Raw genomic sequence first — 12,029 nt, 5'->3', positions numbered from 1 at the left:
GTGCGAGTCAACACTGCCGTACTTTATTCTTGCACTTCTGCGGCCTTTCGGTCTATTTGCATGCCGTGATCCCACAAATTGAAGCTACACACGGAGGTTACACCATGGACGGCAAGCGCGCACCCATTCCCGAGATGCTGTTGGACAACGGGCTGACACTCCATTTCGAGGATCGTTCACGTCCGATCCCCGGAGGGCGCAGCCAGGTCGTTCTTTGCATATCCATTCCGTTTCGCGTCAGGGAATTCGTTGCCGAGGATCCCGAAATCACGCCCGAGCAGGCGGCACAAGTACTCGGCGACACGGTAACCTACTCCGTGGAGAAGGTCCGTAACTTCGTCCCGCAGGAATCCGTCGAGCAAAACCTCCAACAAATGAGGGAGGAATTCATCCGCTCCAACCTGGCCTACCTTCTCAATCCCTCATTTCCAAGGCGGTTCCTGATCAAGAAGGTCCGGGAAGCTCTCGAGGCACGCCGACTCGAAGAGGCACATTCCAGGGCGCTCCACGATTCCGCTCCGGAACACGACGATTGAACCTTGCGCGCCGATTCCGGTGACCGTTCGGCAAGAGGCTACCGGGACGCCGCCGCGGGTCCGGACGGCACTCTCCCAATGAAGCCAAACGGCACGCCTGGGGGGGGACGACTTCATCCACTTCATCGAGAAGCACACATGCGGGAAGACCCGCGATCCCCTTCGTTTTCTCTTGATTCGGGATAATTCGGGATAATTGCTGGATAGCGGATTAAGGACGGATGGAAACCGGCGTGCCCACCGAAGCGACCGTAAAGAGCTCCTCCATGTCGCTGTCGTAGAGGGCGATGCTGCCGTCGGTCCAGTCTTTGTGGGCTCCCCCGGCGTGGATAAAAATCTTCCCGCCGAGCACCGTGCCCGAGGGAGGGGCGGACCTGTTGTCCGCGGCGCGAAGAATGTCACGGAATTCCAACGGGGTGATCACACCGGAGAAATACGCCTTCTCGGCATGCCCACGGCCCGGATAGCTGATGGCAAGCGATTTTTTCAACCGCTCGGAAGAACCCTTGACGATAATGAAGAAATCTCCTTCGGGAGTCCTTCCATCGCCATCACGATCCTTGTCCCCGCTCGGATGCGGCCCCAGGCCGATCGGGTAATCACGAACGAGCACATTGGATTGGATGACGTACAGCCTCCGTTTTTCCTTGTAGACGAAAATTTCGGGACTCTTGATCGCTGAGGCGGGTGTGAGGTAATCGACACGGAGCGCGGCCTTCTCGTGGCCGGCGCGTTCAATGACGGAAGAGTCCCCGTCCCATGTTCCCTCCGCATGAGCCGATTCCATTTTGGATCCGGTCTTCTGCACGGAGCATCCGAACAGGCAGAGAACCGACATGCACAAGAGCAGGGACAACCACTTTTTCGTTGCTGGCTTGCAATCCATATTCAACATTCTCCCCCCAGGACCGGAAGCATTTTCCTATATGCAGATACAGATTGCAAGCCAGAAAACCCTATGTGCGATCAGAAGGTTTCGTCACATCCACAATTTTCGGGCAGATGAAAATCAAAATTTCGTTTCTTTGCGCATCGACCTCGTTTGATTTGAACAGCCTGCCCAGAATGGGGACGTCGCTGAGTCCGGGCGTGGCCGTCTTCTTGGCTTCATCCCGATTTCGGATGATGCCGCCGATCACAATGATGTTGCCGTCATCCACCAGCAGTTCCGTGGAAATCTTTCTCGTATCGATACCGGGCTGCCCCTGCGCTCCGGTTACGGTGCTCGAGGGTTCGTCCTGTTTTGCCTCGATGGTCATCCGCACCTTGTGGTCAGGAGTGATATGCGGCGTCACGGCGAGCTCGAGCACGGCGTCCTTGAAATCCGTGCCCGTGATGTTGGATGCCGTATCGCCGACCTTCAGGTAGGGAATTTGCACACCCTGGGAGATCACTGCCTTGACGTTGTTCATGGTCAGAACTCTCGGAGCCGCCATGATGCGAATCTCGTCGGCGGTTTCGAGGGCCGAAATAGTGAGGTCCACTTTCAGCAGCGTCGTACCGACCATCTGCGCAAGGTTCAGAGCGAACAGATTGGCCGGCGGGCTGTTGATCAGAAAATCCGTGAACGGCACGGTCGCCGAATGATTCGGGGTATCGCCGCCGAAGCCCAGGTTCATGCCGAGGGACCGTTTGACTTCCGAAGTCAACGTGATGATGCGGGCTTCGATGAGCACCTGGGAAGTGGGCCGGTCAAGCCTGTTCAGAAGCATCCTGGCGTTGTTGATACGGCCCGGATAGTCGCTGTAAATGATCAGGCTCGTCCGCTCGTCGACGGATACCTTGCCCTTATCGCTCTTCGCCTCGTTGATCTTGCTGGCGACATCGGTCACCTGGGCGTAGTTCACCGTAAGATATGCCGTATTGATCTCTCCCAGATCCTTGCTGGTCAACAGGTATTCCTGCTTGGCCCTGATGGCTTCCGCCTGCTGGGCCCATTCGCTTTTGAGCTTGCTCCGCCTGGCGATGCGAATCACGCTCCCGACCTGCTCCTGTCCCAGATCGTTCATGGATATGATCATGTCCAGAACCTGATCCCATGGGACCTGTTCCACCTTCAGGGTCACCTTGCCCGTGACGTCCGGTTCGATCACAATGTTCGTCCCGGTCAGATCGGCCAGAAGCCGCAGGACGTTCCGCAGATCGGCGTCGAGCAGATCAAGGCTGATCGGTTTGCCCGTGTACTGCTTCCTGGCATGACGCAATTCGGGGGCTCCCCCCCCCGGCCTGGTGGCTGAATATTCGGGGAACTGCTGGTCCGCCCCCTGGACTTCCTCCCCGGCATCGCCGGCTCCACGGCGCGCCGCAGCCTTGCCCGGCCTGGTCTTTTCCGCCGTGGCAGGTTTCTCCGCAGCGGCGCCGGCCGCCGCAACCTGCTTCTTTTCCGCGAAACGCAGGTTCACAACAATGTCGTTGTCGACACTGTCGACGGTATAATCACTGATGGGCTGCCGGACATTCCCGACGATCCGGACCCCCGCCTTCGCTCGCGCATAGTTGAGCTTGACCCTGCTCGACTTGCCGGGCAGCGCGGGCTTGGCCGCCCTGGCGGTCACATCCCCGATTTCCAGCACGAATCTGTCTTCGCCCAGGCGCCGGAATTGATAATCCTTCAAGGGGCCGCTGCCCGCTATCCTGAGCACCGTCTCCAACCCGGATTCGTCCATAGCGACACTCAACAACTTCGCGCCTTTTCCCGCCGTTGCAGATTCGGCCGTCGGCGTGGCTGCCGCAGGGCTCGGGCTCGCAACACCGGCTTTCGGGCTGGATCCGCCTTCGACGGAGCCGGGAATCGCACAAGCCCAGCACAAGGCAAACACCAATACAAAAGCGAAACAGCTCATTTTTCGAAAACCGACGTAATGCATGTGCCCCCCTCTTATCCCAACTCTTTCTTCCTTCAACAGCCAATCCATGTTCGGTCCTTCTCGATCGGCATGACGATTACCGGAATCATTTCTTCTTCTGGTCCTTCTTTGCATCCTTCTGCACGGGCCTGTCCACGAACCTGTACGTGACGATCGTACATCCCACCTGCAGGCCGCTTCCGCTTCCCTTATCCTTCACCCGATTCAGGGTCAGAGTCTCCACCTTCAGAATCCGGTTGAGCTTGCTGACGTTGTCCAGGAAGACTTCCAGATCGTTGAACGATCCCAACAAATCCAGCCGGATGGGGATGACCGAATAGAATTCCTTCGGCTGTTCCGGTTGAGGTTGGAACAAAACATTTTCCAGACCCACTTTTGCACCGAGTTGGGAAACGCTTTCGAGCAAGCCCGGAATCTCCTTCTGGTCCGGAAGCAAGGCGAGAAGACTGTTGAAATCCGCTTCCGAGGCGGCGAGCTCCTTCTGGAGCTTGTCCACTCGAGCGGCGGCCTCCTTGAGCGACGCCAGCTTCTTCTGCTGCTCGGCCACACTTGCGGTCACTTTCGCCAGCTCCTTTTCCTGGTCCTCATAGACGAGGTAGTAGAAACCGGCTCCGAGGATCGCGAGGGTGATCAAGAAGAGCAACGCCTTTTGAGCGAGCGGAAGGCCTGCCAACTTCTCCGTAAATGCACCGGTCGGTATAAGGCTCTTTTTCATGACGGTTTTGTCGCCAACCTCTTTTTGACTTCTGAAAAAGGAAAGAAACGATAACTCAGTTGAAATTCCCTCAGCTTCTTCTGCGCAATAACCGTTTGCCGCGAATGGATGAGGTTCACGCTCCCTTTCTCGATATAGGGAGACGACTCCAGATTTCTCATGAATTCCACGAGCGCCTCATTGCTCATCGCGGTGCCGTCCAGAGTGATCGTGGTCCCGACCTGGCTCAACCGATCGAACCACATTCTCTCGGGAGGGAGTTGGACGCTGAGGAGTGCCAGGACGCGCACAATCGTGTCGCGGTCTTGCTGCAGATCCCTGATGATCGTGCGCTTCTTGTCGACCAGTTCCTTCTTCTTGGTCAAATCCTTCAGCATCTCCTCAAACTTGGCGTACTTGGCGACCTCCTGCTGAAGGCGAGAGAGCTCGGCCTTCTTGTCCTGAATCTCGCGATCCTTCAGGAACCAGGCGGCGCCAAGGGCGATGGCCATCAGGATGATAGACAGAAAGTAGATGGAAACGAACTGCCTTGCTGTTTCCCTCTTCTTCTTCGCACGAACCGGAAGTAAGTTTATTTGGATCATTTCTCTTTTGTCTTTCTTAGCGCCAATCCAAGTGATATTGCCATCTGCGGGCCAATAAACTCAATATACTCCGGATCAAACAACTTCGGGTCACAGTCCACCCGTTTGAATGGGTTGAATATTTCCACCGCCACTCCCATGTTCTCCTGAAACACGCGGTCCAGTCCCGGAATACGGCAGGATCCCCCGCTGAGGAAAATCCTCTGAATGGTCTTGTCCGGATAATTGCTGTAGTAGAAATCTATTGCCCGTTTGCACTCGCTCACCCAGTTCCTGACCGTCGAGACGAACAGCCCCTCAATTTCCTTTACCGGAAAATTCACCGAGATTTCCCCCAGCTTCAACCGCTCCGCCTCTTCATAGCTCACCTTGAAGTAATCCCGGATGCTCTCGGTAATCTGGCTTCCCCCGATAGATATACCCCTTGTGAATACGGGAACCCCGTTGGAAGCAATATTCATAATGGCTTTGGCAGAACCTATGTCAATAAGAGCAATATTCCCTTCGAAACTGCCGTATGTCGCTTCAAAAGCATTGCTCAAGGCGAAGAAATCAACATCCACCACGTCCGTGTCCAGCCCCGCGGCCCTGACGATTCCCACGCAGTCGCCGATGGATTCCTTCTTGGCCGCGACCAGCAGCACGCCCATGTAATTCGGACGGTCCTTGGCGACATCCAGCACCTGGTAGTCGACATCCACCTCCTCGATGTTGTAGGGAATGTACTGACCGAGCTCCGCATGCATGCGACTGTCGAGTTCCTCCTCCGTCATGGTGGGCAGCTCGATTTTCTTGATCATCACCTCATATCCGGATACCGCCGTCGCCACGGTCCTCTCTTTGACCTTCAAGTGAGAGGTCAGATGCTTGATGCAGTTGGACACAAGGTCAGGTTTGTTCACTCTGCCCTCGTTGAACGCCTCACGCGGAACCGGGACTAGCCCGACGTTCGCCAGAGTGAGCCTGCCCTCCTTGGCTTTCAACTGTGTCAACTTGACGGAGTGGGAGCCAATGTCCAAGCCCAGTAGATTCTCTTTTTTTGCAAACATAAAGGCGACCCGTAAAAATCATTTAAGGTTTTTGATTGACATCTGCCGCTATTTCGACTTTACCATCGCCGGTTGAAACCATGCAATAAAGTTGTTATTTTAAAAAATTGTCGACCAGCATTTCTTCTTGATCACGAGAGGAGCCCAACTTGCGAAACCCGCCCGAGAAAAACACCGGTTCCAAGAGAACCAAGAGCCTTCTTCGGGAGTACACCGAAGCCATCGGCATTGCGATCCTGCTGGCCTTGTTCATCCGAGCGTTCGTCGTGCAGGCGTTCAAGATCCCCTCCGGCTCCATGAAAACCACCCTTCTTATCGGCGATCACATTCTGGTCAACAAGTTCGTTTACGGCATCAGGCTCCCGATCCTCAACAAGGAGATCCTCCATTTCAGCAACCCGAAACGCCGTGACATCATCGTGTTTCAATATCCCGTCGACCCATCCAAGGACTTCATCAAGAGGGTCATCGGCGAACCCGGCGACACCGTCAAAATCATCGATAAAAAGGTCTATGTCAACGATCAGCCGCTTGATGAACCTTACACCGTCTTCACCGACCCAAAGATCCAACCTGCCGGTGTGAGCCCCAGGGACAACATGGGCCCCGTGGCCGTTCCCCCCGACAGCCTGTTCGTCATGGGCGACAACCGCGACGAAAGCTACGACAGCCGGTTCTGGAAGTTCGTCAAGCTCGATGCCCTGAGGGGAGAGGCCTTTATCATCTATTGCTCCTGGAACCAGGATGGCGAACTCTCACTCTCATCCTCAGAAAGCTACATCCGCTGGAACCGGATAGGTAAGTTGCTGCACTGAAACACCCTCGCCAAGCTATTACAGATACTTGGAATTAACATCATATTAAGTTTCATGATTCTAATCGGAATGAAATCATTGGGACTTAAGTATTTTTTCAGACGAATGATACTTGTTCATTCCGAACGAATTTTTCCTAGGAACGCTCTATCTCAGGTGTATTGCTCTCCAATCACTAGGAATACGATGCGGGAATCCTCCGCCGGTCCCCTTGCCCTGCCGCTCAAATAGCGTTGTCCCCACGTCCGACCTCGCTTCCCCAGCCTATCGATCTCCCCCTCCTCAGGCGTAGAGAAAAAGCCCTGCACACTTCGCCCAATAGGCCGCAAGCGGGTTTGCCCAACCTCGCGCCACTCCTCCGGGGTCCGCTCCGTTGTCGAGCTTCTCCCTGAGCTTCCCGTCCCCAAGCAAAATATCGATGGGAAGCTTTTCCGTTTCATATTCGTACGGCGGCTCCAGCCATTTGAACTCATCCGGATTGAGAAGTCTCAGCCCGCGGATCAACGTCAGGCCCAGGCGATAGGGAGAAAAGGAAACACGGTCGGTGACATGGATCTGAAACCCATGGCAGAGTCTGCCCCGCCATTTGTCGAACATCGGCTCGAAGCTCACCGGCCGAAAAACAACCCCCTCCAGTCCCGCACCCGCCAGATAGTCTCCAAGGCGGCGCCGGTTGACGAACGGCGCACCGAATACGTGGAACGGGAGCGTTGTGCCCCTGCCCTCGCTCACGTTCGTGCCTTCGAGCAGCACCATGCCGGGATAGAGCAAAGCCGTTTCCCAGGTGGGCATATTGGGGGACGGGAAGAACCAGGGGAGGCCGGTGTCCGGGAAATAGTCACGCCGCCGCCACCCCTTCATCGGAATGACCTGAAGATCGCAGTCCACGCTGCATTCTTTGCAGATGAACCGTGCCAGCTCACCCATGGTGAGACCGTGACGCATGGGAATGGGATATCTGCCCACGAATGAACGGTACCCGTCATCGAGTATATTCCCCTCGATGGAGATGCCCCCGATGGGGTTGGGCCGGTCAAGGACCACCACCTTTGTCCCGGAGCGGGCCGCGGCCTCGAGGCACAGTCCCATCGTCACGCCGTAGGTATATACCCGCGTTCCGACGTCCTGCAGATCGATCACCAGGACATCGATGCCGTCCAGCGTCTCCCGGGAAGGCTGTCGGACTTTCCCATACAGGCTGACGACGGGAAGGGAGGAGTCCTCGTCCCAGGAGTCGTCGGACTCGATCATGTTCGCCTGCTTCTCGGAATGAAATCCGTGCTGTGGAGACAACAGGCAGGTCAGCCTTCCGCCTGTCCGACGCAGCAGATCCCTGACATGCTCGAAAGACTGAGTGACGGACGCCTGGTTTACCAAAAGACCGAGCCGGCCGGATCGAAACCAGCCGGGAGGGCTCGAGGCCAAAACCTCGCATCCGAGAATCACTTTCCCCATGGTCGACCTTCGCTTTGCCGTTTCACCCTCCCCTGCCGCAACACTTCACGGCAGGTCGAACCATGCTGCCGGGTCGAAAACCGGATTTTCGACCCGAATGACGCGTTTCCTGGTGCAGACGTTCTTCGCTCTAAGATACAATCGGCCGGAGGTCAGGTTTTATTAACTTGCTAGCCTATACCAGATGAGAATTAAATTTAATAGGAATATATGGACAGAAATTGCGAAACTCCGCTCCGTGCTGTATTTTTTCGGGACCGACCGCTTGAGGGTGCGGTTTCCCCGGGTCTCTCGACGGATCAGGTCCGGATACCGAGATGCGCTCAAGATCACGCAACACCCACATGGCGGGAGGCGCAAGGGCATTGGAGCTGTGGGCTGCGCTCTCGCTAAGCCCACCCTTTGTCTCCTTGCCGCCGCAGTCGGAAAGCCCCCTGTTGCGCGGGGCTTCAACCCCGCTCATGCAGCCGGTCTGCAGGTACCCGGCCGGATGAGCTCACTCTCTTCGCAAAAGGATGGCGATGACGATCCCGATAACCGAAATAACCCGCATCGTCGGCAAGGACCACGTGCTGACCGCTCCCGAGGAACTTCACTGCTACGGTTATGATGCGAGCAAAATGAAGGCCAGGCCGGAATGCGTGGTCTTTCCCGGAAGCGCCGCGGAAACGGCGGAGTTGCTGGTGCTTGCCAACCGGGATCGTTTCCCCGTGTACCCTCGAGGCGCGGGCACGGGAATGGTCGGCGCGGCCATTCCCAGCGGCGGCGGCCTGGTGGTGGCCCTCAACCGGCTGAACAGGATCCTCGAAATCGATGCTGAAAACATGACGGCGATCGTGGAACCGGCCGTCGTCACCGGGGATTTCCAGAAACGGGTTCTCGAGTGCGGGCTTTTCTACCCGCCCGATCCGGCGAGCCTCCAGTTTTCCACGCTGGGAGGAAACGTTGCGATGTGCGCGGGCGGCCCGAGAGCCGTCAAGTACGGAGTCACACGCGATTACGTGTTGGGACTCGAAGTCGTCCTTCCCACCGGTTCCATCATCCGCACGGGAACCCGGACCATGAAGGGGGTCGTCGGATACGACCTCACGCGACTCATGGTGGGTTCGGAAGGGACGCTCGGCATCTTCACCAAGATCATCCTCCGCCTGATCCCCGCCCCGGAAGGCGTTCGCACCATGATGGCCGTCTTTCCCAGGCTCGACGACGCCGCCAATGCGGTATGCGACATCATCAAGCACAGGATCGTCCCATCCACCCTGGAGTTCATGGATCAGCCCACCATTGGAGTGGTGGAGAATTACCTGCATGCCGGGCTGCCGACCGAGGCCGAGGCCATTCTGCTCATCGAGGCGGACGGCCGGGAGGCGCTGCTCGACGAGGACGCTTCCCAGATCGAACGGCTCTGCCGCGAGGCCGGCGCCGACGCGTTCAAGACCGGCAGATCCCCGGCGGAACGCGAGCAGCTCTGGAAAGCGCGCAGGGCCATTTCGCCCGCCCTGGGCCAGATCCGCCCCGGCAAGATCAACGAAGACGTGACCGTTCCGAGGACTCTCATCCCGTCGCTCATCCGCTTCATCCAGGGACTGGCGTCAAGGCACCGCCTGACCATCGTCTGCTTCGGCCACCTCGGCGACGGAAACATCCACACCAATATCATGCTCGACCGCAAGGACGCCGATGAGCGCAAGAGGGCCGAGAGGGCCGTCGAGGAACTGTTCCGGAAGGTTCTCGAGCTCGGCGGCACGCTTTCCGGCGAACATGGCATAGGAATCGCCAAGTCACCCTTTCTCGAGCTGGAAGTGGGACGGGACGGCCTTGCCGCCATGCTCAGGATCAAACAGGCCCTGGACCCATTGAACATTCTGAACCCCGGGAAGATGTTCGTCCCCAACCGGGCTTTTTTCGGCGAGTGAGCGGATGCCGCATGCCCGACGCCAACACGCCGGACGGACGGCGTGCGGTGCCGCGCGGGTCCCCGGAATTCGCGCCTCGACGCACCCTCAACGCGCGTCCACGAGGAGAACCATGAACGACCCCGCGGAACATGTCGTCTGGAACCTCAACGATCTATACAGCGGCCCCGACGCGCCGGCGATGGAGCAGGACCGCCAATCGGCCAACGATCTCGCCGTGCAGTTCGCAGCCAGGTACCGAGGCAAGGTTGCCGCGCTTTCCCCCGAGGAAGCCTCTGCCGCCATACGGGAATACGAAGCCCTGCAGGAAATCCTGCAAAAGCTCGATGCCTACGCCGCTCTCCATTTCGCCACGCGGACGCGGGACCCGAGTACCGGCGCGCTGCTGCAGGCGATTCGCGAATTTCGCAGCCAGGTTCATCGCGATACGCTGTTTTTCGAGCTCGAATGGGCTCAGATCGACGACGAAGCCTTTGCGGCCGCCCTGCGACACTCCGCACTCGGTCCCTACCGCCATTATCTGGAATTGTCCCGCCGTTACAGACCCCATCTGCTCACCGAGCCGGAAGAGAAGATCCTGGCGGAAAAGGAACCCGTGGCCAACGACTCCTGGACCACGCTTTTCGACAAGGTCCTGGGACACCTCCGCTTCGGCCCGGGCGAGCGCACGGAATCCGAAGTCCTGAGCGACCTCTACGCAGGCGATCGGACAGTCAGGCAACAGGCCGCGCGCGAGCTGACGCAAGGCTTGACGGAAATGCTTCCCGTTTTGACCCACATCTTCAACACGATCCTTTTGGACAAGGCCGTTACCGACCGGTTGCGCCGGTATCCGCACTGGCTCAGGGCGAGGAATCTCGCCAACGAGGCGGAAGATGTAATGGTGGAAGCTCTGGTTGAAGCCGTCTCTTCGCGTTACGACGTCGTCCGGCGTTATTACCGGCTCAAGCGGACGCTGCTCGGTTACGAAGAGCTGTTCGACTACGACCGCTATGCGCCCATACCCGGACTGCCGAAAAAGGCTTTTTCATGGGAGGAGGCAAAACACCTGGTACTTTCGGGTTTCGAAGCGTTTTCGCCGGAATTCGCTGAAATTGCGTCGGATTTCTTTCGTCACAACTGGATCCACGCCCCCGTGCTTCCCGGCAAACGCAGCGGAGCGTTTTCTCACCCCACCGTTCCTTCCTGCCATCCGTACGTGCTCGTCAACTTCACGGGAACGTCCAGGGACGTGGCGACCCTCGCCCATGAACTGGGGCATGGGGTCCACCAGGTTCTGGCGAGAAAACAGGGGCTGCTCAACGCCGACACTCCGCTCACCCTGGCCGAAACCGCCTCGGTGTTCGGGGAGATGATCGTGTTTCGGCACCTTCTCGAACGGGTCGAATCCCGCAAGGAACGCGCCGCCCTGCTTTGCAGCAAGCTCGAAGACTCTTTCGCGACAGTGTTTCGCCAAGTGAGCATGAACCGCTTCGAATCCGCCGTCCACAACCAGCGCAGGTCCGGCGGAGAACTCGACCCGGAGCGGATTTCACAATTCTGGCTCGATTCGCAGAAACAGATGTTCGGGGATTCCGTCACGCTCACCGGGGACTACCGCATATGGTGGTCCTATATCCCCCATTTCATTCATTCCCCGGGCTACGTGTACGCCTATGCCTTCGGCGAGCTCCTGGTGCTCTCCCTCTACCGGCAGTACCGGCAGACGGGTGCATCCTTCGTGCCCCTCTTCCGCGACCTCCTCGAAGCCGGTGGAAAAGCAAGCCCGAATGAGCTCCTGTCGCCTTTCGGCATTGATCTTTCAGACCCTTCCTTCTGGAAACGGGGGCTGGAGGTGATCGAAGGGATGTTGGACGAGGCGGAACAATACGCTCGATCCTGACAGGCCCGCAATCGAGGGTCTATTTCTCTTCTGCGGCACGCTTCAGCGCGGCGAGGCTTTCGTCAATTCTCTTCTGATCCGTCTTGATGTTGATCGGGTTGGGACGGTGCTTGCGCGCCCGGATCTTTTCCGTTTTCTGGGTTTTGGAAGCCATGGTTTCAATCTCCTTGACACAAGATGTCGTTTCAACTTCGCTGGTCGAGCGCCCTG

The 12,029-nt window shown here is 57.6% G+C and carries 11 protein-coding genes; 4 read left to right on the top strand and 7 right to left on the bottom strand.

Annotation, left to right across the window (positions count from 1 at the left end; all coding sequences use genetic code 11):
* The first annotated feature begins 104 nt into the window (after positions 1 to 104).
* Positions 105 to 536: a hypothetical protein gene (locus tag SFUM_RS02795; protein WP_011697414.1), complete on the top strand. Its 432-nt coding sequence runs from the start codon at positions 105 to 107 to the stop codon at positions 534 to 536.
* Between the two features lie 211 nt (positions 537 to 747).
* Here the strand turns inward: SFUM_RS02795 and SFUM_RS21280 are convergent, their stop codons facing one another.
* The 5 genes from SFUM_RS21280 to pilM form a co-directional block, all read right to left on the bottom strand.
* Entirely contained in the window at positions 748 to 1,422 is a 675-nt protein-coding gene (locus SFUM_RS21280) for a L,D-transpeptidase family protein (RefSeq protein ID WP_049766267.1), read from the bottom strand.
* Between the two features lie 70 nt (positions 1,423 to 1,492).
* On the bottom strand, positions 1,493 to 3,451 hold the full coding sequence (gene pilQ, locus SFUM_RS02785; protein WP_167321308.1) for a type IV pilus secretin PilQ: 1,959 nt from the start codon (positions 3,449 to 3,451) through the stop codon (positions 1,493 to 1,495).
* A gap of 37 nt (positions 3,452 to 3,488) precedes the next feature.
* The gene (locus SFUM_RS02780; protein ID WP_167321307.1) at positions 3,489 to 4,076 is read right to left on the bottom strand and encodes a type IV pilus inner membrane component PilO; all 588 of its coding nucleotides are present in this window, start codon (positions 4,074 to 4,076) and stop codon (positions 3,489 to 3,491) included.
* A gap of 38 nt (positions 4,077 to 4,114) precedes the next feature.
* Positions 4,115 to 4,702 (bottom strand): PilN domain-containing protein, encoded by a 588-nt coding sequence (locus tag SFUM_RS02775; protein ID WP_011697410.1) that lies wholly within the window; start codon positions 4,700 to 4,702, stop codon positions 4,115 to 4,117.
* Positions 4,699 to 5,751 carry a type IV pilus assembly protein PilM gene (gene pilM / locus SFUM_RS02770; RefSeq protein WP_011697409.1) on the bottom strand — a complete coding sequence of 351 codons (1,053 nt, stop codon included), beginning with the start codon at positions 5,749 to 5,751 and terminating at the stop codon, positions 4,699 to 4,701. Before pilM ends, SFUM_RS02775 begins: the two co-directional genes overlap by 4 nt.
* Before the next feature lie 149 nt (positions 5,752 to 5,900).
* On the opposite strand from pilM, the gene lepB reads away from it, so the two are divergent.
* On the top strand, positions 5,901 to 6,566 hold the full coding sequence (gene lepB / locus SFUM_RS02765; RefSeq protein WP_011697408.1) for a signal peptidase I: 666 nt from the start codon (positions 5,901 to 5,903) through the stop codon (positions 6,564 to 6,566).
* Between the two features lie 282 nt (positions 6,567 to 6,848).
* On the opposite strand, the gene SFUM_RS02760 is transcribed toward lepB, so the two are convergent.
* A complete protein-coding gene (locus tag SFUM_RS02760; RefSeq protein ID WP_011697407.1) occupies positions 6,849 to 8,021 on the bottom strand; it encodes an exo-beta-N-acetylmuramidase NamZ family protein in 1,173 nt (390 codons plus the stop codon).
* A 521-nt stretch (positions 8,022 to 8,542) separates the two neighbouring features.
* Here SFUM_RS02760 and SFUM_RS02755 point away from each other — a divergent pair.
* Positions 8,543 to 9,937, top strand: a complete 1,395-nt coding sequence (locus SFUM_RS02755; RefSeq protein ID WP_011697406.1) for an FAD-binding oxidoreductase — start codon at positions 8,543 to 8,545, stop codon at positions 9,935 to 9,937.
* A 112-nt stretch (positions 9,938 to 10,049) separates the two neighbouring features.
* A complete protein-coding gene (locus SFUM_RS02750) occupies positions 10,050 to 11,819 on the top strand; it encodes a M3 family oligoendopeptidase (RefSeq protein WP_011697405.1) in 1,770 nt (589 codons plus the stop codon).
* Between the two features lie 19 nt (positions 11,820 to 11,838).
* Here SFUM_RS02750 and SFUM_RS23890 read toward each other — a convergent pair whose 3' ends face one another.
* Positions 11,839 to 11,973 carry a hypothetical protein gene (locus tag SFUM_RS23890; RefSeq protein WP_279614597.1) on the bottom strand — a complete coding sequence of 45 codons (135 nt, stop codon included), beginning with the start codon at positions 11,971 to 11,973 and terminating at the stop codon, positions 11,839 to 11,841.
* Between the last annotated feature and the right edge of the window lie 56 nt (positions 11,974 to 12,029).

Origin of the sequence: Syntrophobacter fumaroxidans MPOB, from assembly GCF_000014965.1 — a bacterium.
Taxonomy (GTDB): domain Bacteria; phylum Desulfobacterota; class Syntrophobacteria; order Syntrophobacterales; family Syntrophobacteraceae; genus Syntrophobacter; species Syntrophobacter fumaroxidans.
This window is presented reverse-complemented; position numbering and strand designations above follow the sequence as displayed.

What these genes read in the sequence shown, in the direction of transcription:
- pilQ (WP_167321308.1), bottom strand. Translation starts at nt 3,451, where the DNA reads ATGGATTGGCTGTTGAAGGAAGAAAGAGTTGGGATAAGAGGGGGGCAC.
- SFUM_RS02775 (WP_011697410.1), bottom strand. Translation starts at nt 4,702, where the DNA reads ATGATCCAAATAAACTTACTTCCGGTTCGTGCGAAGAAGAAGAGGGAA.
- SFUM_RS02760 (WP_011697407.1), bottom strand. Translation starts at nt 8,021, where the DNA reads ATGGGGAAAGTGATTCTCGGATGCGAGGTTTTGGCCTCGAGCCCTCCC.
- pilM (WP_011697409.1), bottom strand. Translation starts at nt 5,751, where the DNA reads ATGTTTGCAAAAAAAGAGAATCTACTGGGCTTGGACATTGGCTCCCAC.
- SFUM_RS02795 (WP_011697414.1), top strand. Translation starts at nt 105, where the DNA reads ATGGACGGCAAGCGCGCACCCATTCCCGAGATGCTGTTGGACAACGGG.
- SFUM_RS02750 (WP_011697405.1), top strand. Translation starts at nt 10,050, where the DNA reads ATGAACGACCCCGCGGAACATGTCGTCTGGAACCTCAACGATCTATAC.
- SFUM_RS21280 (WP_049766267.1), bottom strand. Translation starts at nt 1,422, where the DNA reads ATGGATTGCAAGCCAGCAACGAAAAAGTGGTTGTCCCTGCTCTTGTGC.
- SFUM_RS02755 (WP_011697406.1), top strand. Translation starts at nt 8,543, where the DNA reads ATGACGATCCCGATAACCGAAATAACCCGCATCGTCGGCAAGGACCAC.
- SFUM_RS23890 (WP_279614597.1), bottom strand. Translation starts at nt 11,973, where the DNA reads ATGGCTTCCAAAACCCAGAAAACGGAAAAGATCCGGGCGCGCAAGCAC.